This is a genomic window from Gluconacetobacter asukensis (genome assembly GCF_014174375.1).
In the GTDB taxonomy this organism is placed as follows: domain Bacteria; phylum Pseudomonadota; class Alphaproteobacteria; order Acetobacterales; family Acetobacteraceae; genus Gluconacetobacter; species Gluconacetobacter asukensis.
The window spans coordinates 1-26,481 of the sequence record NZ_JABEQE010000031.1; the positions used below are offsets into that span (position 1 = coordinate 1).

General features: G+C 68.3%; 24 protein-coding genes. 13 read left to right on the forward strand and 11 right to left on the reverse strand.

From position 1 onward, the window contains the following. From HLH35_RS18925 to HLH35_RS18950, 6 genes are all read left to right on the forward strand, one after another. Positions 1-274, forward strand: a 274-nt coding sequence (locus tag HLH35_RS18925) for a transketolase C-terminal domain-containing protein (protein WP_275944264.1), incomplete at its 5' end; no start/stop codon positions are given. Continuing rightward, positions 271-945 (forward strand): ABC transporter substrate-binding protein, encoded by a 675-nt coding sequence (locus HLH35_RS18930; protein ID WP_182980626.1) that lies wholly within the window; start codon positions 271-273, stop codon positions 943-945. The genes HLH35_RS18925 and HLH35_RS18930, both read left to right, overlap by 4 nt. 43 nt (positions 946-988) lie before the next feature. Continuing rightward, positions 989-2,167 (forward strand): bacteriohopanetetrol glucosamine biosynthesis glycosyltransferase HpnI, encoded by a 1,179-nt coding sequence (gene hpnI, locus HLH35_RS18935; RefSeq protein WP_182980627.1) that lies wholly within the window; start codon positions 989-991, stop codon positions 2,165-2,167. An 88-nt stretch (positions 2,168-2,255) separates the two neighbouring features. After that, positions 2,256-3,680, forward strand: coding sequence for a hopanoid biosynthesis associated radical SAM protein HpnJ (gene hpnJ / locus HLH35_RS18940; protein WP_182980644.1), 1,425 nt, complete (start codon positions 2,256-2,258; stop codon positions 3,678-3,680). 141 nt (positions 3,681-3,821) lie between these two features. Continuing rightward, positions 3,822-4,661: a hopanoid biosynthesis-associated protein HpnK gene (gene hpnK / locus HLH35_RS18945; RefSeq protein ID WP_182980628.1), complete on the forward strand. Its 840-nt coding sequence runs from the start codon at positions 3,822-3,824 to the stop codon at positions 4,659-4,661. Between the two features lie 51 nt (positions 4,662-4,712). After that, positions 4,713-4,946: a hypothetical protein gene (locus tag HLH35_RS18950; RefSeq protein WP_182980629.1), complete on the forward strand. Its 234-nt coding sequence runs from the start codon at positions 4,713-4,715 to the stop codon at positions 4,944-4,946. Between the two features lie 101 nt (positions 4,947-5,047). On the opposite strand, the gene trxA is transcribed toward HLH35_RS18950, so the two are convergent. The 5 genes from trxA to tsaE all read right to left on the reverse strand — a co-directional run bounded on the left by trxA (position 5,048) and on the right by tsaE (position 13,215). After that, complete coding sequence (trxA, locus tag HLH35_RS18955; protein ID WP_182980630.1) at positions 5,048-5,374, reverse strand: thioredoxin TrxA; 327 nt, start codon at positions 5,372-5,374, stop codon at positions 5,048-5,050. Between the two features lie 68 nt (positions 5,375-5,442). Beyond that, a complete protein-coding gene (addA, locus tag HLH35_RS18960) occupies positions 5,443-8,967 on the reverse strand; it encodes a double-strand break repair helicase AddA (protein ID WP_182980631.1) in 3,525 nt (1,174 codons plus the stop codon). Beyond that, positions 8,964-11,981 (reverse strand): double-strand break repair protein AddB, encoded by a 3,018-nt coding sequence (gene addB / locus HLH35_RS18965; RefSeq protein WP_182980632.1) that lies wholly within the window; start codon positions 11,979-11,981, stop codon positions 8,964-8,966. Before addB ends, addA begins: the two co-directional genes overlap by 4 nt. Continuing rightward, on the reverse strand, positions 11,978-12,748 hold the full coding sequence (locus HLH35_RS18970) for a nucleotidyltransferase family protein (protein ID WP_182980633.1): 771 nt from the start codon (positions 12,746-12,748) through the stop codon (positions 11,978-11,980). Before HLH35_RS18970 ends, addB begins: the two co-directional genes overlap by 4 nt. Beyond that, the gene (gene tsaE / locus HLH35_RS18975; RefSeq protein ID WP_182980645.1) at positions 12,745-13,215 is read right to left on the reverse strand and encodes a tRNA (adenosine(37)-N6)-threonylcarbamoyltransferase complex ATPase subunit type 1 TsaE; all 471 of its coding nucleotides are present in this window, start codon (positions 13,213-13,215) and stop codon (positions 12,745-12,747) included. The genes HLH35_RS18970 and tsaE overlap by 4 nt, the downstream gene beginning before the upstream one ends. 140 nt (positions 13,216-13,355) lie before the next feature. Between tsaE and HLH35_RS18980 the strand changes: the two genes are divergently transcribed. From HLH35_RS18980 to HLH35_RS18990, 3 genes are all read left to right on the forward strand, one after another. Next, positions 13,356-14,375: an NAD(P)/FAD-dependent oxidoreductase gene (locus tag HLH35_RS18980; protein WP_182980634.1), complete on the forward strand. Its 1,020-nt coding sequence runs from the start codon at positions 13,356-13,358 to the stop codon at positions 14,373-14,375. A 196-nt stretch (positions 14,376-14,571) separates the two neighbouring features. Beyond that, positions 14,572-15,732 (forward strand): alanine racemase, encoded by a 1,161-nt coding sequence (gene alr / locus HLH35_RS18985; protein ID WP_338029400.1) that lies wholly within the window; start codon positions 14,572-14,574, stop codon positions 15,730-15,732. Further along, entirely contained in the window at positions 15,729-16,985 is a 1,257-nt protein-coding gene (locus tag HLH35_RS18990) for a D-amino acid dehydrogenase (protein WP_182980635.1), read from the forward strand. Before alr ends, HLH35_RS18990 begins: the two co-directional genes overlap by 4 nt. Positions 16,986-17,153: 168 nt before the next feature. On the opposite strand, the gene HLH35_RS18995 is transcribed toward HLH35_RS18990, so the two are convergent. From HLH35_RS18995 to typA, 3 genes are all read right to left on the reverse strand, one after another. Beyond that, a complete protein-coding gene (locus HLH35_RS18995) occupies positions 17,154-17,438 on the reverse strand; it encodes a hypothetical protein (RefSeq protein WP_182968693.1) in 285 nt (94 codons plus the stop codon). A gap of 261 nt (positions 17,439-17,699) precedes the next feature. Further along, the gene (locus HLH35_RS19000; RefSeq protein ID WP_182980636.1) at positions 17,700-19,073 is read right to left on the reverse strand and encodes a diguanylate cyclase; all 1,374 of its coding nucleotides are present in this window, start codon (positions 19,071-19,073) and stop codon (positions 17,700-17,702) included. Between the two features lie 298 nt (positions 19,074-19,371). Continuing rightward, positions 19,372-21,195, reverse strand: coding sequence for a translational GTPase TypA (gene typA / locus HLH35_RS19005; protein WP_182980637.1), 1,824 nt, complete (start codon positions 21,193-21,195; stop codon positions 19,372-19,374). A gap of 194 nt (positions 21,196-21,389) precedes the next feature. Here typA and HLH35_RS20275 point away from each other — a divergent pair, with 194 nt between their 5' ends. Genes HLH35_RS20275 through HLH35_RS19020 form a run of 4 tightly spaced genes read left to right on the forward strand, consistent with a single transcriptional unit; the run spans position 21,390 to position 24,067 of the window. After that, on the forward strand, positions 21,390-21,758 hold the full coding sequence (locus tag HLH35_RS20275) for an ATP-binding cassette domain-containing protein (RefSeq protein ID WP_275944265.1): 369 nt from the start codon (positions 21,390-21,392) through the stop codon (positions 21,756-21,758). Further along, the gene (locus HLH35_RS19010) at positions 21,667-22,419 is read left to right on the forward strand and encodes an ATP-binding cassette domain-containing protein (RefSeq protein WP_338029401.1); all 753 of its coding nucleotides are present in this window, start codon (positions 21,667-21,669) and stop codon (positions 22,417-22,419) included. The genes HLH35_RS20275 and HLH35_RS19010 overlap by 92 nt, the downstream gene beginning before the upstream one ends. Beyond that, entirely contained in the window at positions 22,416-23,279 is an 864-nt protein-coding gene (locus HLH35_RS19015) for an ABC transporter permease (protein ID WP_182980638.1), read from the forward strand. Before HLH35_RS19010 ends, HLH35_RS19015 begins: the two co-directional genes overlap by 4 nt. Continuing rightward, positions 23,276-24,067, forward strand: a complete 792-nt coding sequence (locus tag HLH35_RS19020; RefSeq protein WP_182980639.1) for an ABC transporter permease — start codon at positions 23,276-23,278, stop codon at positions 24,065-24,067. Before HLH35_RS19015 ends, HLH35_RS19020 begins: the two co-directional genes overlap by 4 nt. Before the next feature lie 85 nt (positions 24,068-24,152). On the opposite strand, the gene HLH35_RS19025 is transcribed toward HLH35_RS19020, so the two are convergent. The 3 genes from HLH35_RS19025 to HLH35_RS20355 all read right to left on the reverse strand — a co-directional run bounded on the left by HLH35_RS19025 (position 24,153) and on the right by HLH35_RS20355 (position 26,346). After that, positions 24,153-24,533, reverse strand: coding sequence for a type II toxin-antitoxin system death-on-curing family toxin (locus tag HLH35_RS19025; protein WP_182980640.1), 381 nt, complete (start codon positions 24,531-24,533; stop codon positions 24,153-24,155). Further along, positions 24,530-24,760, reverse strand: coding sequence for a hypothetical protein (locus HLH35_RS19030; protein ID WP_182980641.1), 231 nt, complete (start codon positions 24,758-24,760; stop codon positions 24,530-24,532). Before HLH35_RS19030 ends, HLH35_RS19025 begins: the two co-directional genes overlap by 4 nt. 152 nt (positions 24,761-24,912) lie before the next feature. After that, positions 24,913-26,346 carry an amidohydrolase family protein gene (locus tag HLH35_RS20355; protein ID WP_182980642.1) on the reverse strand — a complete coding sequence of 478 codons (1,434 nt, stop codon included), beginning with the start codon at positions 26,344-26,346 and terminating at the stop codon, positions 24,913-24,915. Positions 26,347-26,481 lie beyond the last annotated feature (135 nt).

The window sequence follows — 26,481 nt, forward strand, 5'->3', positions numbered from 1 at the left end:
CAACCACGCGGTGCTGATCACCATCGAGGAAGGTGCGGAAGGCGGATTCGGTGCCTATGTCATGCACCATCTGGCGCGCACCGGCCTGCTCGACAGCGTCCGCTTCCGCCCAATGACGCTGCCGGATCGTTTCATCGACCACAACACCCAGGACGCCCAGTATCGCGAGGCCGGGCTCGACGCCACCGCCATCGCAGCCACCGCCCTGCACGCATTGGGGCTCGAACAGAGCACCCAACCCCTGCTAAAGGCGACGATCGGACCGAAAGCATGATTGTTATGCGACGTATGACCTTCCCCCGCTCCCTTTCTCTCTCCCTCGCGCTCGGCACCGCCCTCGCGGCCGCCCCGGTGGCCCTCCCGCTGCTGTCCGCCCGCCCGGCACTGGCCCAGTCGGCCCCGGCGGCGGCCGTCACGGGGCCCGTCAGCGCGCTCTATGCCGGCCTGGGCCAGGTCCAGGCCCGCAACAGCGGCAGTTTCGCGCAGCGGACGCAGATTCTGGGCCCGGTGGTGGACAAGGTCTATGATCTGGAAACCGTGCTGCGCGCCTCGGTGGGCCTGCGCTATGCCGGCTTCAGCGATGCCGACAAGCAGCAGCTTCGCGACGTGTTCCGCCAGTTCACGGTGGCCCGCTACGTCTCCAGCTTCAAGCCGGGCGGCGACGCGCGCTTCACCATCGATCCCACGCCCCGCCCCTCCCCGGTCGGCAGCGACCAGATCGTGACCACCCATATCGGCTCGGCCGAGGATACCGACGGCACCGAGATCGACTATGTCATGCGTTCCGGCCCGCAGGGCTGGCGGATCGTGGACGTGCTGCTGAACGCGCATATCAGCCAGGTCGCAGCCCAGAGGTCCGATTTCAGCGCGACGCTTTCATCTGGGAATGTCCAGAACCTCATCGCCCTGCTACAGAAAAAGGTCCGGGCGTTCTCCGAGGACTGATCCTCGCCCCGCCCGACCACGCCCCACCCTTGCCGGAACACTGATGCCCGCCTTGCATGCCCTCGCCTCTCCCGCCGGTGTCGCCGCCCTGCTCGCGGCGGCCGGCTGCGTGCAGGCCGGGCTTGGCACCGGGCTGCTGGCGCGCTTCCGCTGGCGCGAGGAACGGGTCCCCCCGGGCGGCTCGCCCCCGCCCGTCACGATCCTCAAGCCCCTGCACGGCGACGAGCCGCTGCTGGAAGAGGCGCTGGAAAGCTTCTGCACCCAGGATTACCCGCATTTCCAGATCGTCTTCGGCGTCCAGGATGCCGGCGATCCGGCCATCGCGATCGTCCGCCGCCTGCGCCAGCGCCACCCCACGCTGGACATCGACCTCGTGGTCGACCCGACCATGCACGGGGTCAATCGCAAGATCGGCAACCTGATCAACATGCTGCCGCGCGCGCGGCACGATCTGCTGGTCATTTCCGATTCGGACATCCATGTGGCGCCGGACTATCTGCGCCATGTCGTCCACGCGCTGGCGCAGCCCGGCGTGGGGCTGGCCACCACGCTCTATGCGGGCCTGCCGGCCACGCACAGCCTGCCCCGCCTGCTGGCCGCCTGCCAGATCAACCATAATTTCCTGCCCGGCGTCATGCTGTCGCGCTATCTGGGCCGGCAGGACTGCCTGGGCGCCACCATGGCCCTGCGGCGCGAGACGCTGGAGGCCGTGGGCGGCCTGCAGGCCCTGGTCCCCCACGTCGCCGACGACGCCGTGCTGGGCCGCCTGGTGCGCGAGCGCGGGCTGCATATCGCCATCGCGCCGTGCATGACCTGGACCACGGTGGGCGAGGCCGGATTCGGCGACGTGCTGACGCACGAGCTGCGCTGGGGCCGCACCGTCAAAACGCTGGAACCGGCGGGCTATGCCGCGTCGGCCATCCAGCTCCCGCTGTTCTGGGCCGGGGTCAGCGTCCTGCTCTGTCCCCATGCGCAATGGACATGGTGGGTCTTCCTCACCGTCTGGGCTGTCCGGGCGGTCTGCGCCTTCTTCACCGACCGGCTGCTGGCCCAGCGCAGCCTTCTTCCGCTGCTGCTGCTCCCGGCACGCGACTGGCTGTCCGCCGCCATCATGGTGGGCAGCGTCAGCGGCACCCGCGTTGCCTGGCGTGGACAGACGATGCATATCACACCACATTCGGCTATAGCGCCACCTACCCATCCGGTCGTGCCGGGCGAATAAGCGCCCGCCACGACATCAACAGACAGACCGGGAAAACGGCCGTGCCGGGCCCACTCTCCCCACGTCCGAGGATCAGCGTACCATGACCATGTTGAGAACCTTGTTCCTGCAGCCCCCCTCCTTCGACGGGTTCGACGGCGGCGCCGGCTCCCGCTACCAGGCAAAGCGCGAGATCCGGTCGTTCTGGTACCCCACCTGGCTGGCCCAGCCCGCCGCCCTGGTCGAAGGCAGCCGCCTGATCGACGCCCCCCCGGCACGGATGGGCATGGAGCCGATTCTCGAAGACGTGCGCAATCGCGACCTGGTCATCATGCACACCTCCACCCCGTCCTTCGCGTCGGACGTAAAGGTGGCGCAGATGCTCAAGGACGAGAATCCCAAGCTCAAGATCGGCATGGTCGGCGCCAAGGTCGCGGTCCAGGCGGAAGAAAGCCTGCTGAAAGCCCCGCCGGTCGATTTCGTCGCCCGCAACGAATTCGATTTCACGATCAAGGAAATCGCCGAAGGCCGCGACTTCGCGGATGTCGACGGCATCTCCTGGCGCAACGAAGCCGGCGAAATCGTCCATAACCGCGACCGCGCGATCATCGAGAACATGGACAGCCTGCCGTTCGTGACCGAGGTCTACAAGCGCGACCTCAAGATCGAGGATTATTTCATCGGGTACCTGATGCACCCGTATATCTCGATCTACACCGGCCGCGGCTGCAAATCGCGCTGCACCTTCTGCCTGTGGCCGCAGACGGTCGGCGGCCATCACTACCGCACCCGCAGCCCCGAGCATGTGGCGGCCGAAATCCGGCTGGCGAAGCAGTATTTCCCGCAGGTGAAGGAATTCTTCTTCGACGACGACACCTTCACCGACGACCTGCCCCGCGCCGAAGCCATCGCCAAGGAACTCGGCAAGCTGGGCGTCACCTGGTCGTGCAACGCCAAGGCCAACGTGCCGCGCAAGACGCTGGAAGTGCTGAAGGCCAACGGCCTGCGCCTGCTGCTGGTCGGCTATGAAAGCGGCAACCAGCAGATCCTGCACAACATCAAGAAGGGCATGCGCGTCGAAACCGCGCGCGAGTTCACCAGGAACTGCCACGAGCTGGGCATCAAGATCCACGGCACCTTCATCCTCGGCCTGCCGGGCGAGACGCGGGAGACGATCCAGGAGACGATCAGGTTCGCCACCGAGATCAATCCCCACACGCTCCAGGTCTCCCTCGCCGCCCCCTATCCCGGCACCTTCCTGCACAAGCAGGCGACCGAGAATGGCTGGCTGGACGAGAGCAATGCCGAGCTGATCGACGAGAACGGCGTGCAGATGGCCCCGCTGCACTATCCCCACCTGTCGCACAGCGAAATCTTCAACGGCGTCGAGGAATTCTACCGGAAATTCTATTTCCGCGTCCCGAAGATCGCCTCCATCGTCAACGAGATGGTGCGCAGCCCGCAGATGATGAAGCGTCGCCTGCGCGAAGGCGTCGAGTTCTTCCAGTTCCTGAAGGATCGCCGCGCCGCGTAATCCAAGGGCTTTGCCCTTGACCCACCAAAGGGCAGTCGCCCTTTGGAAACCCATTCGTGGGGTGCAGGGCCTCAGGCCCTGCCGGGTCCAGGGCAGCGCCCTGGCTCTGCTTCAATCTCAAAGCGCCTCCCGGGTCACACCATGAAGCACGTGATCATCTCCGCCGACGATTTCGGTCTGTCGGAGGAAGCCAACGAAGCCATCGAGATCGCCCATCGTGACGGGCTGCTCTCCACCGCCAGCCTGATGGTGGCCGGCCCGGCGGCCGAGGACGCCATCGCGCGGGCCCGCCGCCTGCCCGGCCTCAATGTCGGCCTGCACCTGGTGGTCATCGAAGGGCCGGCGGTCCTCCCCCCCTCCGAAATCCCGCTCCTGGTGAATGCAGAGGGCCAATTCCCCTCCGACCAGCTCGATCTCGGCATCCGCTATTTCTTCCGCCCCGACGTCCGCCTGCAACTGGCCGCGGAAATCGAGGCCCAGTTCGCCGCCTTCGCCCGCACCGGCCTGCGGCTGGACCACGCCAACGCCCACAAGCACATGCACCTCCACCCCACGGTGGGCAAATATCTGATCGAAAGCGGCCTGCGCCACGGCCTCCAGGCCGTCCGCGTCCCCCTGGAGCCGCCCGAACCGCTGATCGCGGCCGGCACCTACAACGATTCGATGGGCTCGGCCGCCCTGCGCCGCTGGACAAACGTACTGCGCCACCAAGCCCGCAAGGCCGGCCTGCGCACCAATGACTGGTGCTTCGGCATCGCGTGGAGCGGCCACATGACCGCCGACCGCGTCGCCGCCCTGGCCGCCCACCTGCCCGAAGGCCTGTCGGAGATCTATTTCCACCCGGCCACGGCCAAGAATGCCCTGCTGGAACGGCTGATGCCGACCTACGACCACCAGGGCGAACTCGCCGCCCTGTGCAGCCCCGGCTTCCGCGCCGGGCTGGCCCATTGCCACGCCATTCCCACAAGCTGGTCCGCCTGAGGCAGGCAATCACGCATTCATGCTATGATGTCTCCCGCCAGGGAGATGACGATGCGCTTTCATTCCGCCGCAAATACGCTCTTTCATGCGTCGAGCTATGCCGGCCACGCCGCGTCCCACGCGTTCGCCGGCCGCTTCGTCCACACGATGTACAACGTAATGCTTTATTCGACCCTCTACCGGATCATGCGCCACGTTCCCCTGCCGATCATGATCGCGATCGTCGTCGTGGTCGTCCTCGTCGGCTATCGCCGCGCCCAGAACACAGGCCGCGCCCCCTGGTAACCACACGCCCACAGGCAAAAGAATAACGAATCGGTTTCCAAAGGCCCCCGGCCTTTGGCGGGGTTTGGGGCAGAGCCCCAATCTCCCCGCCGGTCAAAGCCTCAAATGCTGCTCTTGACCCATTCCTTGAGCTGGCTCTTCGGCAGCGCACCGACCTTGGTGGCCGCCGGCTTGCCGTCCTTGAACAGGATCAGCGTCGGAATGCCGCGCACGGCATAGGTATTGGGCGTGCTCGGGTTGTCGTCGATATTCACCTTCGCAACCGTCAGCTGGCCCTTGAACTCGGCGCCGATCTCTTCCAGCGCGGGGGCGATCATCTTGCACGGGCCGCACCATTCGGCCCAGAAATCGACCAGCACCGGCCCTTCGGCCTTCAGCACATCGCTTTCGAAAGTGGCGTCGCTGACGGCCACGGTGTTCTCGCTCATCACATCACTCCTCGGGCTTCGTTGGCGGCCCTCTGCCTGCACATGGCGCCGGACCACCGGGATTCAAGTTACGCTCCGTCCGGCACGGCGCCCGGCGCATGCCGCGCCAGCAGCGAATCGGGCAACGCCATGATCCGGACCTCCTCGGTCCAGACAAGGGTGCATCGAACCGGCCGATCAGGATAGAGGGCTGCCATCAGGGCCCTGTACGACGCCATCTGGCGCAGATACAGCACCGATGTCGATTCCACATCCTTCGGCGGCAGGCGGTTGGTCTTGAAATCGCATAGCAGCACCGCGTCGGGGCACACCACCATCCGGTCCACCTGCCCCACGATCACGCTGCCCCCGGCCACACCGGCCACCGGCTGCTCCGCCCGGCTGCCGGGCCCGAACAGCGGCGCCAGCGCCGGCTCGTCCATCACCGCCAGCACCTGCCCGGCAATCCGTGCCTGCTCCGCCGCATCCAGCCCATTGCCCGGCCGCGCCAGCCAGGCCAGCGCCACATCCCGCCGCCGCGCGGGCGGATGATCGGGCAGATATTGCAGCAGCGCATGCACGATCTCACCGCGCCGCAACGCCTGCTCCCGTGCCGCCGGCCGCCGGGCCTGCGCAATGGCCAGCGGCGAGCGCACGGCCGGCTGCGGCCCCAGCGGCGCATCGTCCGGCCGGCTGGGCACCAGCGGCCGCAGCAGCGCCGCTTCCACAGGCGGCGCCGTCGCCACCCAATCGGGCGCCCGCCCCATCCACCCCGGCAGGGGAGCCGGCACGGCCTCGGCACGCGGCGCGCGCACCTCCGTCGAGGCCACGGCAGCCGGCGCCTCCAGCACCAGCCGCGTGCCCTCCCATCCCAGGTCGAAGGGCCGTTCCTCCGCCCCCGCCTGCTCGAACCCCTGCTGGCAGAGGCTGTACCAGCAATCCTCGGCCACGTTGCGCTTCTGCTGCCAGCCACACACCACCAGCCGGTCGCTGGCCCGCGTCAGCGCCACATACAGCAGCCGATGATATTCCTCCGCCGCCGCCTCGCGGATCGTGTTCTGCAAGGCGCCGGTCACACCCACGCCCATATCGGCACGCGGCACCCACACCGGCAATTCCAGCCCCGACTTCTCGTCCCGCCCCCAGACAATGCCGCCATCGAATTTCGCGGCCCCGACCGTGTCGGGCAGAATCACCAGCCGCGCCTGCAAACCCTTGGCACCATGGGCGGTCATCACCCGCACCATGTCGGCCGCCGCATCGGGCTCGCGCTTCACACTCTCCTGCGACGCCCGCAGCCAGTGCAGAAACCCCTGAAGCGAGGCCGGATGCAGCGATTCATAGCGCAAAGCGGCCGACAGCAGTTCATCCACCGGCTCGGCCGCCTCCGGCCCCAGCCGCGCCAGCAGCCGCGCCCGCCCCCCCAGCGGCCCCAGCGCCTCGGACAGCAACCCGTAGGGCGAGGCATAATCCACCCGGCGGAACAGCGTCCCCAGCATCGTCCACGCCGCCTGCCACTCCGGCCGCTCTACCTGCCGATCCCGCAACGCCGCCCACAGCGGCTTCTCCCCCCGCCCGGCCGCCAACGCCAGCAGACTGTCATCCGACACGCCACCAAGCGGCGAGGTCAGCACACAGGCCAGCGTCAGATCATCCTGCGGCAGCAGCAGCGCATCGCACAGCGCCATCAAATCCTGCACCGCCACCTGGTCCACCAGCCCGGTCCGCACCAGGGTGGCCACCGGCACATCATGCGTCTTCAACGCCCGGATCAGCGCCCGCACAAACGCCGAGCGCCGGGGCACCAGCACCAGCACATCCCCCGGCGTCAGCGGCGCCTGCCCCGGCTCGGGCGGCTTGCGCAACTCGGCCACGATCCACGCCGCCAGCGTATCCGCCAGCCGCTGCGCGGCCGTGGACTGGCCCGCATTCTCGCGCGGCGCCCGCCACGGATCGGGCGCCCCCCCATCATCCTCCACCGGCGTCAGCGGCCACAATTCGACCCGCCCGCCCTGCCCCGGCCGCGCGGACAGATGCACCGGCACCTCGCCCCCGGGCTCGACCAGCCCCCGCGCCGCATCGGGCAAGGCAAAGACCGCATCGACCAGATTCAAGACCGGCGCGGTGGACCGGAACGAAACCGTCAGCGCCGGCTCCTTCCACGGACTCCCCGCCTCCTCCACCCGCCGCCGAAACCGTGCCCGCCACAGGCGAAACGCCTCCGGATCGGCCCCCTGGAACGAATAGATCGACTGCTTGTAATCCCCCACCGCGAACAAGGTGCGCGGCGCCGCATCCGGCTCCCGCGCACCCGCCCCGGCAAAGAACTCCGACGTCAGCCCACCCGCGATCGCCCACTGATCGGGCGAGGTATCCTGCACCTCATCCAGCAGCAGATGATCGATACCGCCATCCAGCTTGTACAAAACCCAGGCCGCCCCAGGATCTTTCAAAAGATCCAGCGTGCGCTCGATCAGATCGTCATAATCGACCAGCCCCTGCCCGCGCTTGCGTTCGCCATAGCGCAGCAGCACCGGCACCGCGACATCCAGCAGCGCCATGGTCGCCCGCAGCAGGGCAATCGCGCGGCATTCCTCATCCACGGCAATCACGCGCTCGGCCTCGGCCACCAGCGCGTCGCAGACCCCCTCATGCTCGGTATCGAACTTCGCGCTCAGCCCGCCCCGCTTGCGCGGCGCATTCTCGCTGGTCACCAGCGCCGCCCGCCACACGCCCCACCGCGCCGCCCGTTCCTCCGGCGGCAACGCCAGCCAGTCGAGCATGGCGGCCGCCGTCCGCCGCGCACCGGGCGGCCCCTCTTCCGCCACCACGCGCAACACACCGCGCAGCCCCGCCTCATCCGGCGGCACGCAGCCCGCATGGCGCAGCGCCGCCTCATCCCGGCTCCGCACCCCCAGCACCCGCATCAGCGCGGCCTCGACCCCGGCCCGATCCACCGAAAGCCGATCGATCACCGGCCGCAACCGCCGCATCTGGGTCTGCAGGTTGCCCACCAGAGCCGCAAAGGCCCCGACCATCACCTGCCCGGCCAGCAGCGTCACCGCATCCCCACCCGCGCCGACCACGCCTTCCACCGCCTCGCCCAGCGCAATACGGGCATCCGTATCCTCGACCAGCGTAAAATGCGGGCTGATCGCGGCCTCGACCGGAAAACGACGCAACAGCGACTGGCAGAAGGCATGAATGGTGCCGATCCGCATCCCCCCCGGCAGATCCAGCACGCGGGCAAACAATTCCCGCGCCGCCCGCCGCGCCCCCTCACCCGCCGGCACCGACAGCGCCGCCAGTTCACGGTCCAGCTCGGCGTCCGACAGCGTCACCCACCGCCCCAGCCGGTTCTGCAACCGGATCGCCATTTCCGCCGCCGCCGCCTTGGTAAAGGTCAGGCACTGAATCCGCGCCGGGTCCGACCCGGCCAGCGTCACCCCGTCCGGCCCGACACGCGGCAACATCAGCCGCAACAACCGGTCGATCAGCAGCTTGGTCTTCCCACTCCCCGCCGAAGCCGAGACGAACACCGAGGCTTCAGGGTCCGAAGCCTCCGCCTGCCGCGCATTCGCCAGCCCAATGGCATCCCGAGGGGTCAGATTCATGGCGCCGCCTCATCACGCGCCGCACTCCATTCCGCCACCCGCGCCAACCGCGCATAATCGGCAAAACGCGGGCTCTCCCCCGGATGCGGATGCGACAGATAAGGCTGGCCCGGATCGTCATACATCGCAATCAGCCCGCGCAGGCTCTCCCACGCCGCCGCGATCAGCTCCGCCAGCGCATCCCCTTCCGCCAAAGGCAGGATCTGCCCCGCCTCCGGCCCCCCGGTCAGCCGCCAATAGGCCAGCTCGCGCGCCGGCCCCGCCAGCTCGGGCCCGAACGCCCCCCGCTCGGCCATCGCCGCCTCCAGCATCAGTTGCGACGACCAGCCGGCCAGCACCGTCTTGCGGTTCGGCAGCGTCCCGGTCTTGTAGTCGATCAGCAGCAACGCCCCCGCCACGTCCCGGTCGATCCGATCCGCCCGCCCCCGCAGCAGGAACGGCCCGCCCGGCAGGTCATTCAGCGTCGCCCGGCCGCTCTGCTCGGTCCGCGTCAGCACGATCGGCGCGCCTTCACCCGCTGCCCGCGCGGCCTCGGTGGCGACCACCCAGGCCGCGATCCGCTCCAGACGCGGCGCCCACCACGCCGCCAGCGCCGGCCGCAACCGCGCTTCCGTCAACGCCTCGGCAAACAGCCCACGCAACCCCGCCTCACCGCCCCGCATCTCCGGCGACAGGCGAAACCACCGATCCAGGGCCGCATGCACGATGGTGCCGTAATCGGCCGCATCCGCCGGCTCCTCGATCTCCTTCAACCGCCGCAACCCCAGAATATGCCGCGCATGAATCGCATACGGATCACGCATCCAGGTCTCGATCTCGGTAATCGTCAGATTACGCGGCCGCAGATCCACCGGCGGACAAGGCCGCGGCGGCGCCACCGGCCGCGGCGCCTCCGCCGGCCGATCCAGCCGCATCAGCCACGACAGCGCGTCATGCGCCGGCACCGCCTGCCCCCGCCCGGCCAGGAACGCATCCAGCCGCACCAGCCAGCGCGCCGGCACGGTCGGCGCCCCATCCCGCCGACCGGGCACGGACAGCACGACCTCCCCCGCCGAACAGGCACAGGCCACAAAATCATGCGCCGCCTGCCCAATGGCCCGCTCCGGCGAGGGCAACCCCACCCGCGCCCGCATCGGCCGGCTCATCCACGGGCCCGGATCGGTGGCCGGCGGCCACACACTCTCCACCAGCCCGCCCAGCACCATGGTCTCGACCGACTGCAACCGGGCCTCCATCAGGCCCCAGATAAAGATGCGCGGATGCAGCGCCGTCTCGCTCCGCCCCCGCAACCCACGCCGCGACCGCACGGACAACCCGCCCATCGACGCCGTCAGCAACCCTTCCAGCACCCGCCCAGGCTGCGCCGGCAACACATCACAGAACGCCACCAGCCCCGCCAGATGCTGGCCCAGCGCGTTCCCGTCCTCCCCCGCCCACAACCGGTCGGCGCCGGACGTCTCATCGGTCGCGGCCAGCGCCTCCGCCGCCTCGATCAATCCGCTCAGCAGGTCCACGACCGGCCGAGCCTCCGCCGACCACAGCCCCAGCACCGGCCCCAGACACCGCTCCAGCCGATCGACAAACCCGGCCAGATCCTCCGGCGCATCCGGCCGATCCGCCAGCGCCCCATGCGCATCGTCCCGCGCCGCCGCCAACCGGTCGCGCAGCCCCTCGAACCCCGGCCGAGGCGCCGGCCCCCGCAGCAACGCCCGCTCCAGCAACCGCGCCGAGGCACGACACGCCCCCGGCGCCAGCCCGCAGGCCGCCAGCGGATGCTTCAGCAACGACAGCAACGCCACCGGCGACAACCCACCGGCAGCCGCCCGCGCCAGCAGGCGCAAAAACACGGCAGGCGGCGTGGCATGCAACGGCTCGCCCGCACTGTCATCCGCCACCACGCCCCAGCGCGCCAGCTCCACCGCCACCCGCCCGGCCAGCCCCCGGTCAGGCGTCACCAGCGCCGCCCGCCGCCCCGGCGTCACGATCGCCTGCCGCAACACCAGCGCAATGGCAGCCGCTTCCTCCTGCTGATCGGCGGCGCGTAGCACCGACAACCCATCCAGCGCCACCACGCCCTCATCGCGCAGCCAGTCGCCCAGCGCCGCCGCCGGCAGCAAAGCCCGCGCCAGCACCCCACCCCGCCCGGCGGGGCAGGAGGCCGGCCCATCCGCCCCGCCATCCCACACCGCCAGATCCGCACGCACCCGCCCCAGCCCGGTCAGCAGCCGCGCCAACCCGGCCTGCGGATGCCCATCCGGCAGCGCCGCCCAGATCTCCTCATCCAGCGACAGATCCACCCAGGGCAGCACCAGCCGCCCGCCGGCCCGCCCCAACACGGCATCCAGCACCGCGCGCACCGCAGGCACCGCATCGGTAAACCCCACGGCCCACAAACGGGTTTCCGCATCCGGCGCGGCACGCCAGCGCTCCGCCTGCGCCCGCAGCAGCGCGACCTGCCGCGCCACCGGGTTCATCACCCCTTGCTCGGCCAGCCACGCCGGCCACACGCTGGTGACGATCGACAGAAACCGCAGCGTCTCCCGCCAATGTTCGGCAAAATCCCCATCCGCCGCCAGCGGCAGCGTCTCGGCCAGATCGCACTCCGCCCATTCGGCATCGTCCATCAGCTCGGCCAAAGCGCGGGCCAGCGGCCAGGCCTGATCCAGCGACAGAACCTCCCCGAACGCATCCCCCGCCTTCAAAATCAGCAGCGCCAACGTCGCCAGCCGCCGCAACGGCTCCACGGCGGGCGGCAGATCCAGCGCCATATCCCCCGACAGCGCCAGCCCCGCCTCGTCCAGGCTCCCCAGCGGCGCAATACGCGGCAGCAGCAGCGGCCTGCCATCGGCCCGGCGCAGAAACGCCTCGGTCAGCGCCCGCGCCGCCCGGCGACTGGGCAGCAGGATCAGCCCGTCACCGCTAAGCTGCGGATCGCCCCCCACCCCGTCCATCCAGCGGGCGGCAATCTCATCCAGAAAAGGCACATGCGGCGGAACCGTCGCAATGACGCTCACAATGCGGCATCCCGTTCAGCCGCATCCGGCTCCCGCGCCAGCCGCAACGCCCGCGTCGCCACCGCCAGATCCTCCGGCCGAGACAGATGGCACCACACCGAATCATGCACGATGCCAAACAGCCGCCCCCGCGCGATGGCCGCATCCCACAACCGGTTCAGACTGAACGGCCCCGGCGGCGCCTCGGCAAACAGCGCAGGCGTGGCCAACTGCACCCCGGCAAACACATAAGGCGTCAGCGCCCCCCGCACCGCCCGGCGCAGCAACCCGTCGGGCGCGGAGACAAAATCCCCCTGCCCGACCGCCCCCACCGCCAGGCTGGTCCGCGCCAGCAGCAACAGCGCATCCATCCGCGCCGGGTCGAAGGCAGCGGCCAACCGGCGCAACGCCGGCACCGGCCCGTTCAGCCACAGCGAATCGCCATTCAGCAGAAAGAACGGCTCCGGCCCCAACGCCCCGTCCCGCAACGCGGCGGCAGCACTCCCCCCGCTTTCCAGCAGCGTCTGCTCGGCCCGCACGACCACACGCGGCCCCAGCCCGGCCTCGGCACGGGCGCGCAACGCCTCGCGCACCTTCCCGGCCTGCCAGCACACATTCACCACCACTTCGGCCACGCCGGCCTTGTCCAGCCGGTCCAGCACATGGTCCAGAATGGCCCGCCCATCGACGGCCAGCAGCGGCTTGGCCGTATCCTCGGTCAGCGGCCGCATCCGGCTGCCGGCCCCGGCGGCAAACAGCATCGCCCGCTGCGGCATCGGAATGCTCATGCCACCCTCCAAGCCGCCAGTTCCGCCCACACGGGCCGATCCTCCCACCCCGCAATCCGCGCGGAGCGCGCCTCCTCGCCCGTCACCAGCAGCTCGATCCGCAACGCTTCCACCGGCGTCAGGGCTCCCAGCCGGTCCGGCCATTCCACCAGCACGATGCCCTCGCACGCATCGTCCCAGCCCAGCTCGTGCAGCCCCCCCGGCCCATCCAGCCGCCAGAGGTCGAAATGCGCGACCGGCGCCACCGGCGCGTCATAAGCCTGCACCAGCGTAAAGGTCGGGCTGGGCACCTCCATCTCCGGATCGCCACAGGCCGCGCGCAGAAAGGCGCGGGAAAACACGCTCTTCCCGGCACCCAGCACGCCGGACAGCAGAATGGCGTCGCCCGGCCGCGCGGCACGGGCCAGCCGCCTCGCCAGGTCCCCCGTCGCCTCGGGGCTCGGCAGATTGATGGTCAGCGGTTCCATCCGCTCATGATGCCCGCCGGCTCGGCAGCGGCACAAGACCCCGTTTTCCCCGCCCCCGTATCCGCCATCTTGCACTCAGCCAAAACAGACCGCACAACCGAACCCCTGATCGTTCAGCAGTGCAGCATCACGGAACCGACATGACCGACGCCCCCACCCTTTCCACCGATGTCGCCATCATCGGCGCCGGCCCCACCGGCCTGTTCGCGGCGTTCGAATGCGGCATGCTGAAGCTGGATTGCGTCCTGCTCGACGCGCTCGACAGCATCGGCGGCCAGTGCGCCGCCCTCTATCCGGAAAAGCCGATCTACGACATCCCCGCCCACCCCGCGATCGAAGGCGCGGCGCTGATCGAGGCCCTGGACCGCCAGATCACCCCCTTCGCCGTGCCCCGCCTGCTGGGCCGCCGGGTGGAGGGCCTGGCCGGCCATCGCGGCGCCTTCACGCTGCGCACCGACAAGGGCGACGTCATCAGCACCCGCGCCGTCATCATCGCCGCCGGCGCCGGCGCCTTCGGCCCCAACCGCCCGCCGCTGGCCGGGCTGGAAGGGTTCGAGGCCACGGGCGCCGTGCAATATTACGTGCGCCGCCGCGCCGATTTCACCGGCACCCGCATCGTGATTGCCGGCGGCGGCGATTCCGCCATCGACTGGGCCCTGGCCCTCAAGGACGAAGCCGAGAAGATCTTTCTGGTCCACCGCCGCGACCGTTTCCGCGCCGCACCGGAAAGCCTGCGCCAGTTCGACGAAGCCGTGGCCGCCGGCCGCATCGAGAAGATCGTCCCCTACCAGCTCCACGGCCTGCACGGCACCGACGGCAAGCTGGAAGGCGTCGAGGTCGCAACCCTCGACGGCGACACCCGCGTGCTGGAAGCCGACCGCCTGCTGCCCTTCTTCGGCCTGTCGACCGATCTCGGCCCGATCGCCCAATGGGGCATCGACTCCATCCGCAGTACTATCCCCGTGGTCCCCTCAAGCTGCGAAACCTCGCTCCCCGGAATCTTCGCCATCGGCGACGTCGCCACCTACCCCGGCAAGCTGAAACTGATCCTGCAAGGCTTCAGCGAGGGCGCCATGGCGGCGCACGCCATCCACCCGATCGTGCGGCCCGATACGGCTCTGCATTTCGAGTATTCCACCAGCAAGGGCGTGCCCGGTTAAGTCTTCTTTTTCTGAAGAAAAAGAAGCAAAAAGACTCTGATCCGTTCAGGGCCATCGCGTGTCCCCAGCACAAAACTCCTGAACGAATCAGAGTTTTTTGGTTCTTTTTTGCAAAAAAGAACATCTTCCCCCCGCGACATTGCACCAGGGTGAAATTGGTCTATCGTCAGCCATCCCGACGGGAGCCCACCAAAACGTGCCAGTCGACGCTGAACCAAACGCCCCCGCCGCCTCGGCCGGCGGCATCCTGACCATCGACCTCGCCGCCCTGGCCGAAAATTACCGGAGGCTGCGCGACCGTGTCGGCCCCGGCGTGACCTGCGCCGCCGCCGTCAAGGCCGATGCCTACGGGCTGGGCGCCGCCCGCGTGGTTCCGGCGCTGCACCGCGCCGGCTGCCGGACCTTCTTCGTCGCCCACCTGGCCGAAGGCGCCGCCATCCGCCCGCTGCTGGGCGCCGACAGCACGATCTTCGTCCTGAACGGCCCCATGCCGGGGACCGAAGCCGCCATGCGGCAAGCCGGGCTGGTCCCGGTCCTGAACAGCCTGGAGCAGATCGCAAACTGGCGCGCCCTGGCCCATCAGGCCGGCACCCCTCTCCCCGCCGCGCTGCAACTCGACAGCGGCATGTCCCGCTTCGGCCTGTCGGACGAGGACGTGGCCACGCTTCTGTCCGAAGACACGCCGCTGGCCGGCCTCACCCCCCTTCTGGTCATGAGCCACCTGGCCTGCGCCGACGAACCCGCCCATCCCGCCAATCGCGCCCAGCGCACCACTTTCCTGCGCCTGCGCGCGCAACTGCCCGCCCTGCCGGCCAGTCTGGCGGCATCCTCCGGCCTGTTCCTCGGCGCGGACTGGCATTTCGACATGGTGCGCCCCGGCGCCGCGCTGTACGGCATCAACCCCACCCCAGGCCAACCAAACCCGATGCTACCGGTGGTCCGCCTCCAGGCGCGCATCGTGCAGACCCGCCAGATCGGCCCCGGAACGGCGGTGGGCTACGGCGCGGGCTTCATCGCCGACCGGCCCAGCCGGATCGCGACCCTGGGCGTAGGCTATGGCGACGGCTTCCCCCGCGCCATCGGCGGCCACGGCCACGCCATCCTGCCGGAACGGCCGGACCTCAGACTGCCCATCGTCGGCCGCATCTCCATGGACTGCCTGGCCGTCGACGTCACCACCCTGGGCGACACCCCACTTGCGCCCGGCACGGCACTGGACCTGATCGGCCCGCACCATTCGCTGGAAGACGCCGCCGAAGCCGCCGGCACCATCGGCTACGAACTGCTGACCGGCCTGGGCAGACGCTATCACCGCGTCTATCGCGCGGACGCATCACCACAGGGAGACAACAGGTGAAGGTTATCGTCATGGGCGCCGGGGTCATCGGCGTCACCACCGCCTGGTACCTGGCCAGACAGGGCCACGAGGTTACGGTGATCGACCGCCAGCCCGCCGCCGCGATGGAAACCTCCTTCGCCAATGCGGGCCAGGTCTCGCCCGGCTATTCCACCCCCTGGGCCATGCCCGGCCTGCCGCTGAAGGCGCTGGGCTGGATGCTGAAGAAGAACAGCCCGCTGGTCATCCGCGCGCGGCTGGACCTGCCGATGCTGCGCTGGATGACGCAGCTCCTGGCCAACTGCAACGCCCATGCCTACGACGTCAACAAGGCCCGCATGCTGCGGGTGGCCGAATATAGCCGCGACTGCCTGACCGCACTGCGCGCCGAAACCGGCATCACCTATGACGACCGCCAGAAGGGCCTGATCCAGCTCTTCCGCACCCAGGCCCAACTCGACCATACGCAGGATGACATGCGCCTGCTCACCGAAAGCAACGTGCCCCACCAATTGCTCGACACAGCGCAGATCGTGGCACGCGAACCCGGCCTGGCCCATGCCAGCCACCTGCTGAAGGGCGGCCTGTACCTCCCCGGCGACGAATCCGGCGACGCCCACATGTTCACCCAGCGCCTGTCGCAGAAAGCCGAGGAACTGGGCGTCACCTTCAAATATGAAACCCGCATCGAGGGGCTGGACGCCAGCGCCACCGAGATCATGGGCGTCCGCACCTCCGCCGGCCGCATCACGGGCAACGCCTACGTGCTGGCCCTGGGCAGCTATTCGCCGCTGATGCTGCGCCCGCTGGGCATCAGGCTGCCGGTCTACCCGGTCAAGGGCTACTCGCTGACGGCCCCCCTCACGGATGAGACCCGCGCCCCGACCTCCACCGTCAATGACGAGAGCTACAAGGTCGCCATGACCCGTCTGGGCGACCGCATCCGCATCGGCGGCACCGCCGAGCTGACCGGCTACAGCCTGCGCCTCAGCCCCGACCGCCGCCGCACGCTGGAACTCTCCTTCTCCGACCTGTTCGGCGGCGGCGACCTCACCCGCGCCACCTACTGGACCGGCCTACGCCCCAACACCCCCGACGGCACCCCGGTCATCGGCCCCTCGGGCCGCTTCGGCAATCTATGGCTCAACACCGGCCACGGCACGCTCGGCTGGACCATGGCCTGCGGCTCCGGCCAGCTCCTGGCCGACCTGGTCGACGGCCGCCGCCCCGCCATCCCCCACCTCGACCTCTCCATCAGCCGCTACACTGCCTGACCGCACGCGCGCTGGTGGCGATCCGGCGCGCGTTTCCGCTCAGGCTCTCCGTCCCATGCGGCGCACAGCGCATGAAAAACAGCGCACAAAAAAAGCGGGGGCAGCCAAGCCACCCCCGCTCCCTTCCGGCCGCCGGGCCATGGCCCGCGCCGTGACGAAACAGCCCGATTACTTGGAGGGGCTGGCTTCCGTCGTCGTCTTCTTCTTGTGCTTATGCTTGTGCTTGTGGGTCTTCGGCGCCTCGCTCGAGGTCATCGGAGCCGCCGGGGTCGCCGGCGCGGCTTCCGGGGTGCTCGGGGCTGCGGGGGCCGCCGGGGCGGTGGTGGACGGTGCCGCCGGGACGGACGGAGCCGCCGGCATGGTCGGTGCTTCCTGCGCCATGGCCGGAACGGCGGCGCCCATCAGGGCAACAGTCGAAAGAGCGGCCAGGAACCGACGTGTCGAAACGATCATTGAATGTCTCCAGAATCAGGATGTCATCCCAATCAACACCCGGAACCGTAACCGGAGGATGCATCCGTCTTCAGGCAGACGACACAACGCGGCATACGGACCGTGCCTGCAATTGCTAGCACGCCGCCCCGCTCCCGTCTCGCATTAAAATTCATAAATCACTGCCCAGTGTCCGGCACATTGCCTTAATTGCAACGCAATCGCAAACTGAAAATCGTTACGAATTACGTCTGCGCGGGCGGCGGGCCACCGCCCGTCCCCTCACCCGTCGCGGGAGAAGATTTCGACCCGGTTCCGCCCCGCATCCTTGGCCGCGTACAGCGCCCGATCCGCCTGCTCGATCAGCGTGCCGATCCTGGTCCCGCCCTGAAAGGTCGCAATCCCCGCCGAAATCGTCAGCGAGAGCGTGTCTCCCGTCGAACAGGGAATGGCGCTCTTCTCGATCCGGCTCCTGATGCGCTCCGCACAGGCGGCAGCCTCCGCGCTGGCGCTTTCGGTCAGGACGATCAGGAATTCCTCGCCCCCATAGCGGAAGACATAATCGTTGCCGCGCACCGTCTCCATGATCATGCCGGCGACATGGCGCAGCGCCTCGTCCCCGGCCAGATGCCCCCTGGCATCGTTGATCTTCTTGAAGAAATCGATATCGAGAAGAACGACGCTGAAGACCTTGTCGTGCGTCAGGGAAAAGGCGATCTCGTTCTGGATCACCCCATCCAGGAAACGGCGGGTCAGGGTCCTGGTCAGCGGGTCCAGCCCGCTCTGCAGCGCCTCCATCGCCTGGAACAGCCGGTTGGTCAGGTACGTGACATCCCTGATGCTGTTCCGCAGCTCGGCCGCGAAGCCGGCCGGCACCCCATCCTCCGCCCGCACCGCCACGATGCGCCGGTCGATGGCCCCGATCATGTCCTGCAGCAGCGCGAAATCCTCGGTGCCCCTGAACAGCGTCTGCCCCTTATGGGCCAGCCACAGGCCGAACTGCGATTCCCCGATCGTCTGCAATTCTCCCACACGCTGTTCGCACAGGCAGAACAGCGCCTGGGTGCTCCAGTCGAAGAAGGTCGCCTTCTGGTTTTCCTTCTCGAAATGCAGATCCTGCCCCAGCGAGAACAGCTTGAAGGACTGGTCCTGCTCCACCTTCTTCCGAAAGCCGGTGTTATAGGCCTTGTTCATGTAGGTCATGGCGAAATCGACCATGGACTGACAATAGACACAGGCCTGAAGCTGCTCTTCCTTCGTGTCGAAATAATCGACGATCAGCAGCGTCAGGCTCATCTTTATGAAATAGAAGCCATACGATACCAGATTGGGCGAAATTTCGAGCTGCGCATGGACCGACCCAACCCGCTCCTGCAACGCGCGCAGTTCGTGGATATCCGTCTCCTGCGCAGGGAACAGCCGTTTCAGCCACGCCAGCAGGCTGCCCCTCAGGCGGCGCTCGACCGTCTCGCGTTCCAGGAAGAGCGCCGCATCGGGCCGCTTGAGCAGGGCCTCATAGAAATTGACGACGCAGGTCTCGCCATGCCGGCTGACGATTTCGCTGAGCCCGTGCCTGATCCCGTCCGGCGTATGGGCGATGATATAATCCCATTGTTCCTCGACAGGCAGCGACACGAAATTCTCGGCGAAAAACACGGGAGCTTCCTCTTCGGAAAAATCTTCTTCTGGTCCCGCCTTCCGTCGCTGGCAACATGAGGGTCCGCGAAATCGGCGTGGCAGCATTTCCGCTGCTTCCAGCGCGGCTACCAGCTTCACACACTCTCCGCCACTTCTTTATTATTTCTTAATGTTCCAAAAATCGCCCGGGGGCGAAAGAACGAAAAAGGGCCGCGGCAGCCCCCGGCGAACATCCGCTCGCCAGAGACCCACCACGGCCCTGTTCCCAAACCTGCCAGCCCGTCCGGATGTACCCATCCGGACGGTTACGGCCGTATCAGGCCGAGGCGCCCGCGCGGTCGCGCTTCTTGCGCTCGTGCGGGTCCAGATAGCGCTTGCGAATCCGCACCGCCGACGGCGTCACCTCGACCAGCTCATCGTCCTCGATATAGGCGATCGCCTGCTCCAGGTTCATCTTGCGCGGCGGCGTCAGCAGCAGCGCCTCATCCTTGCCGGCGGCGCGGATGTTGGTCAGCTTCTTCTCGCGGACCGGGTTCACTTCCAGGTCGTTCTCGCGCGAATGCTCGCCGATGATCATGCCGACATACACTTTCTCGCCGGCATCGACGAACAGCGTGCCGCGATCCTGCAGCGAGTACAGCGAATACTGCGTCGTCGCCCCATCTTCCGACGAGATCAGCGACCCGTTGCGGCGCCCCTCGATCGGGCCGGCCCAGGGCTGATAGCCCGAGAACAGACGGTTCATGATGCCCGTGCCGCGCGTGTCGGTCAGGAACTCGCCGTGATAGCCGATCAGCCCGCGCGACGGGATCAGGAAGGTCAGGCGCACCTTGCCGCCGCCCGAAGGCTGCATGTCCTGCATCAGGCCCTTGCGCATGGCCATCTTCTCGACGACCACGCCCGAATAGGGCTCGTCGACGTCGATCAGCGCCTCTTCGTACGGCTCTTCGCGCTCGCCGGTCTCTTCATTGGTGCGGAACAGCACGCGCGGACGGCCGATCGTCAGCTCGAAGCCCTCGCGGCGCATCTGCTCGATCAGAACGCCAAGCTGCAGTTCGCCACGGCCGGCCACCTCGAACGCCTCGCTCTCCGGGCTCTCGGAAACGCGGATGGCGATGTTGCCCTCGGTCTCCTTGAACAGCCGGTCGCGGATCTGGCGCGACGTCACCTTCTTGCCCTCGCGGCCGCCCAGCGGGCCGTCATTCAGGCGGAAGGTCATCGACAGGGTCGGCGGATCGACCGGGGTCGATTTCAGCGGCTCGGTCACTTCCGGCGAGGCAATGGTCTCGGGAATGGTCGCTTCCGACAGGCCGGCCACGGCGACGATGTCACCGGCCTCGGCCTCTTCCACCGGCACCCGATCCAGCCCACGGAAGGACAGCAGCTTGGTCAGGCGCCCGGTCTCGACCACCGAGCCGTCGGGGCGCAGCACGCGCACCGGCATGTTCACCTTCGCGCGGCCCTGCTCGACGCGGCCGGTCAGCACGCGGCCCAGGAAGTTGTCGTTCTCCAGGATCGTGGCGACCATGGCGAACGGCGCTTCCTTGTCCACCTTCGGCGCCGGCACATGGCGCACGATCAGGTCGAACATCGGGGCGAGGTCCTTGCGCGCGCCCTCAAGCTCCTCGTCCGCCCAGCCCTGGCGGCCCGAGGCGTACAGCATCGGGAAGTCGAGCTGCTCGTCATTCGCGCCCAGGGCGGCGAACAGGTCGAAGATCTCGTTATGCACCTCGTCCGGGCGGGCATCGCCGCGATCGATCTTGTTGACGACCACGATCGGCTTCAGCCCGCGCGCCAGCGCCTTGCCGACCACGAACTTGGTCTGCGGCAGCGCGCCCTCGGCGGAATCCACCAGCACCACCGCGCCGTCCACCATGCTCAGGATACGCTCGACCTCACCGCCGAAATCGGCGTGGCCCGGCGTGTCGATGATGTTGATGCGGGTATCTTTCCACACCACCGACGTGCACTTGGCCAGAATGGTGATGCCGCGCTCGCGCTCCAGGTCGTTGCTGTCCATCGCGCGCTCGGCGACATGCTGGTTCTCGCGGAACGAACCGGACTGCTTCAGAAGCTGGTCGACCAGCGTGGTCTTGCCATGGTCGACGTGAGCGATGATGGCGATATTGCGAATGTCCATACGTGTGTGACCTGACTTCCTTCGCGGGCCCCGGACGGGCATGCCGGCCGCCCGCGCGCCCTTGCGCCACGGTCGGAACCGACGGATGTTTCTCTATTCACCGGGGTAGATAGAGGGGACGCACGCGGATTGCACGCGAAACTTCACCCTTCCGGCCGAACCCTGCCCTGCACGGAACAGCGACGGAACAGCCCATGTCCCCCTCCCCAGCCCGGATCGTCGTCGAGGACCTGCGCAAATCCTATCGCGTAGCCACCCATCCGCCCGGCACGCGGGCCGGCCTCGCGGCCTGGCTGCCGTCCCGCCGCCACTGGCGCACCATCGCGGCCCTGCGCGGCGTCACCTTCACCATCGAACCCGGCACCATCACCGGCCTGATCGGCCCCAACGGCGCCGGTAAATCCACCGTCATCAAGATCCTGTCCGGCATCCTGCGGCCGGAGTCCGGCCGGGTCACGGTGGGGGGGCCTGGTGCCGTGGGCCCAGCGGCTCCGCCATGTCGCGCGCATCGGCGTGGTGTTCGGCCAGCGCTCGCAGCTCTGGTGGGACCTGCCGGTCGATGACGGGTTCGCCCTGCTGCGCGACATCTACCGCGTGCCGCCGGCCCCGTATCGCGCACGCCGGGCCCGCCTGGTCGACACCCTGCGCCTGGCCGATTTCCTGGACCAGCCGGTGCGCCAGCTCTCGCTGGGCCAGCGCATGCGCGCCGAACTGGCCGCCGCCCTGCTGCACGCCCCGCCCTTGCTGATCCTGGACGAACCGACCATCGGGCTGGACGCCCCCTCCAAACTGGCCATCCGCGCCTTCATCCGCGACCTGAACCAGCAGGACGGCACGACAATCCTGCTGACCACCCACGACATGCACGATATCGAGGCCCTGGCCGAGCGGGTGATCGTCATCGGCGACGGCCGCGTCCTGGCCGACAGCCCCTTCGAGACCCTGCGCGCCACCACCCTCTCCGGCCGCCGGCTGATCGCGACCTTCGACGGCCCGGCCCCCGCCCTCACCCTGCCGGAAGGCGTGTCCCGCCTGCCCGCCACCGGCCAGACACTGGCGCTGGATTTCGACCCCGCGCGCATCGGCGCGCCCGACCTGATCCAGCTCCTGACGCAGGCCGGCGGCCCCGCCGGCACGGCCCCCCTGGCCGACGTCACGATCACCCGCCCGTCGATCGAGGACGTGATCAGCCGGTTCTACGAACACCACGCGCCCGCTCCATGATCCGCGCCGCAACCCCCTACCTGGCCGCCTTCCGCGCCCGCTGGCAGACCACCATGCGCTACCGCGCGGCGGCGCTGGCCGGGTTCGTGACCCAATGCTGGTGGGGCATGATCAACATCATGATCTACGCCGCCTTCTATCACGGGGCCCAGGGCGGCGCCCCAGACGGCACCCATGGCGCAGCCGGCGCCACGGCACCGATCAGCCTGCACCAGACCGTCACCTATGTCTGGATCATGCAGGGCACGCTGGCCCTGATGCCCTGGGGCTGCGACCCCGAGATCGCGGATGCGGTGCGCAGCGGCGCGGTGGCGCACGAGCTGCTGCGCCCCATCGACCTCTGGTGGTGGTGGTCCTGCCGCGCCACCGCGCGCATCCTGGGCCGGCTGGTCCCCCGCGCCCTGCTGATCGTCGTCTTCTCCGGCCTGGTCCTGCCCCTCACCGGGCTCGGCGCCTGGGCGCTCCGCCCCCCGCCCTCCCTGCCCGACGCCGCCCTGTTCGCGGTGTCGATCCTGATGGGGCTGGTCCTGTCGGCCTGCATCGTCGTGCTGCTGAACATCGTCACCGTCCGCACGTTTTCGCCCGCCGGCGGCAATGCCGTCATCACCCCGCTGGCCCTGATCCTGTCGGGCAACCTGCTGCCGCTGGCGCTGTTCCCCGGCGCGGTCCAGACACTGCTGCTGCTCCAGCCCTTCGCCGGACTGGGCGACCTGCCCTGCCGGTTCTGGCTCGGCACGCTGCATGGCGGCCGGGCAATCCTCGCGCTGGGCCAGCAGGCGGCATGGATCGCGGCCCTGACCCTGGCCGGCCGCGCTTCCCTGCGCCGGACCCTGCACCGGCTGGAGATCCAGGGCGGATGAACGGATTCGCCCTCTGGCGCCGCTATGCCCGCGCCTCCCTGTCCGGCCAGACGCGCTATCCCGGCGCCTTCCTGATGCAGATGGCCGGCCACCTGGCCACCACCCTCATGGGCTTCGCCGCGATCTGGGTGCTGTTCCACCGGTTCGGCACCGTGCGCGGCTGGACCGTCGGCCAGGTGGCGCTGTTCTACGGGCTGGTGAATATCCAGTTCGCGCTGACCGAGACCATCGGCTACGGGTTCGAGCGCTTCGGGGACGAGTTCCTGCGCACCGGCGCCTTCGACCGGCTGCTGCTTCGCCCCCGCTGGTCGGTGCTGCAAGTGCTGGGCCACCAGTTCCGCCTGCGCCCGCTGGCCCGGCTGGCCCAGGGCGCAGCCATCCTGGCGCTGGGCCTGAGCATGACGCCGGTACGCCCCCTCCCGTTCACCCTGCCGATGATGCTGTGGGCCATCGCCGGCGGCGTCGCCTTCTTCCTCGGCGTGCTGATCGGCCAGGCGGCACTGTCCTTCCGCACCATCGAAAGCCTGGAGATCGTCAACGTCCTGACCTATGGCGGCGTCGAGGCCGGACAATATCCGTTCGACCTCTACGCGCGCTGGTTCCGCCAGCTCATGACGTACGGAATCCCGCTGGGCGCCGTCAGCTACGAACCCATGCTGGCGATCATGGGGCGCTCCCCCCACCCCATGGCGGCCACACTGGCCCCCGCCGCCGGCTTCGCCTTCCTGGCGATCATGCTGCTATACTGGCAGGCAGCCGTCCGCCGCCACGCCTCGACCGGAAGCTGACGGCCACGACCGCCCTGCGGCGCAGTCTCGCATGGCGGTTCGTTGGGCGGAAGCGAGGCCGCGCAGCGCATCGGCCTTCACACCATCAAGACGCGCTCGTGGTGACATGATTGCGAAGCCACGGCTTCAAATGCTCGAAATCAAACGTACCACCGGCGTAGAGGCCGAGAATAAAGTCTTCCGTCTCACCAGCGCCGGCCGTCAGCCGCGCGCCGTTGATGGCCAGGAAGGTCCAGGTCACGGCGAAGGCCGTGCGCTTGTTGCCATCGATGAAGGGATGGTTCTGCGACAGGCTTTCCCAGAGCGCCGCCGCTTCTTCGATCAGATCGGCATAATAACCGGTCTGCGGCCGGAAAAGCGCCGCTTCCAGCAAACCCTGATCCCGGATGCCCGTCGCTCCGCCATAGCGCCCGATCTGATCGTCGTGGATAGCCAATATCTCGATGACGGTCGGATAGTCCGTCACTCGGCCAGTTTCCGGTAGAGCGGCGCGAATTCCTCATGGCTGGCCTGGTAGGCGGCCATGACATGGGCACGCGGACGCTGCCGTTTCCGCTTCTCGATCAGGTCGGCCAACGCCTCATCGACCAGGGCCTGGAGTTGCCGTCCTTCGCTGCGGGCCAGATCGCGCACCGCCTGCAGGATCTGCGGATCGACCTGGGTGGCGAATTTCTCACGCTGCTGGGTGGCCATGGCGACACTCTCCTGTTGAGTGCCGCAGCATATCATGACAGATCATGATACATCAAGAAACGCCCTCCAGTCACCCATCCGTTCTCGATGTCCCCGATCCGTTCAACGAAACATGGGCCAAGGGGCATGAAGCCGCGAATGCAGCCAAACATCTAGCGCGCGGTCTCGCAGGGCGGTTCGTCGGGCGGCGTTCCGTCGAATGTCAGTGGATACAGCGCGTGGCGCGCGGCATAGGCTTCCAGTTCCGCAGCGGAAACGCGACCCGGCTCCGGACAGAGCTTGAGCGAGACCCCCGGTACATCGATCGCTTCGCAGGACGGGCGCAGCCGATCGACCAGATCCCCACGCCCCAGCAGCACCTTGCCACCGCGCAGAACCAGCATCTCGTCCTGCGGCCTGGCGCGCACGACGGTATGGACACCACGATGCGCGGGGTCGGCAAACAGCACGAGATCGGCGAGCTTGCCGACCGCGATACTGCCGATCTCCTTCTCCGCGCCCGCCACGCGTGCCGCATTGAGCGTGACCATGCGCCAGAGTTCCCCATCGCCCAGGGCATCATGCAGATGGCTGTGATTATACTGCACGGCACAGGCCAGTTCGCGATTCAGGTTCATGGACCCGGACGGCAGCCAGTCCGACCCCAGGGCGATGGTGATGTGCCGCTGCCGGGCCGCCAGCACATCCATCGTCCGTCCATACAGGGACAGGTTGCTGCGCGGGGACCAGACGAGGCTTGCCTGCCGGGAAGCGACCAGATCGAGATCCTGCGGGGTCAAGGCGACCGCATGGATCAGCGCGGCCTGCGGCATGATCCAGTCATGGCTGGTGCCGCCGCCTCCCGCCTGCTGACTGGTATCGTATGTTTCCGAACTCTCGCAGCGGAATTCATTGCGGGCCGCCTCATCCCGGCCTTCCGAGACATGGGCGAGAAACGCACCCGCATGGGCGACCAGATCATGCGTGGCAGGATGGGGCCCATAGTCGCAATCCTGCGTGCGCATGATCCCCGGCGCATCATCAAGGGGAAAAATCATGTAGGTCGCAGGGGTAATGGCAACCCCCTCCAGCCCGTCGCGGAAATCCAGATTGCGCAGCAGGCCGGGCGCCATGCGTTCGGCCACGGTCGAGGTCGTGCCGCCGACCAGAAAGCGAAGTTCGATCCAGCTCAACGACAGCGGATCGCGATCGGGCTTGAAATCCTCCAACTGCCGATGACCGTCCAGCCCCTTGCGCCACTCATGACGATGGGCATAGCGCTCGCCGCTATCGGGTCGGGGGCCGATATTGTCGAAATCGATATGGTCGTGCGTGTTGATGAAGCCGGGCGACAACACGGCATCATGACAAAGGATGCGCGTGGCGGACGACGACGCCGCGCAACGCGCACCAACACAATCGATCCGTCCGGCAGGATCGATGCGCACTTCCCCCGGCGCAAGGATACGGTCCGGCGTCAGAATGGTCGCGCGTATCACCGTCTCGCCTGTCCCGCGCTGCACGGTGCAGGCCGGCGCGGCCCATGTAGCGGCCGGCAGGAGAAAGGCGGCCACCGCGATTGCCAGCGTCGCGGCGCGTCCGATCACGCGCGCAGGGCCTGAAAGACGGTGTCGCGGAATATCTCGTGCGATCCCCTGGTACAGATGGCCACGTTCGCCGGCAGCGCGTCGCCCGTATAGATATGCGTCCCACCGAACACGTAGGACCCCCGCGTTTCGGTG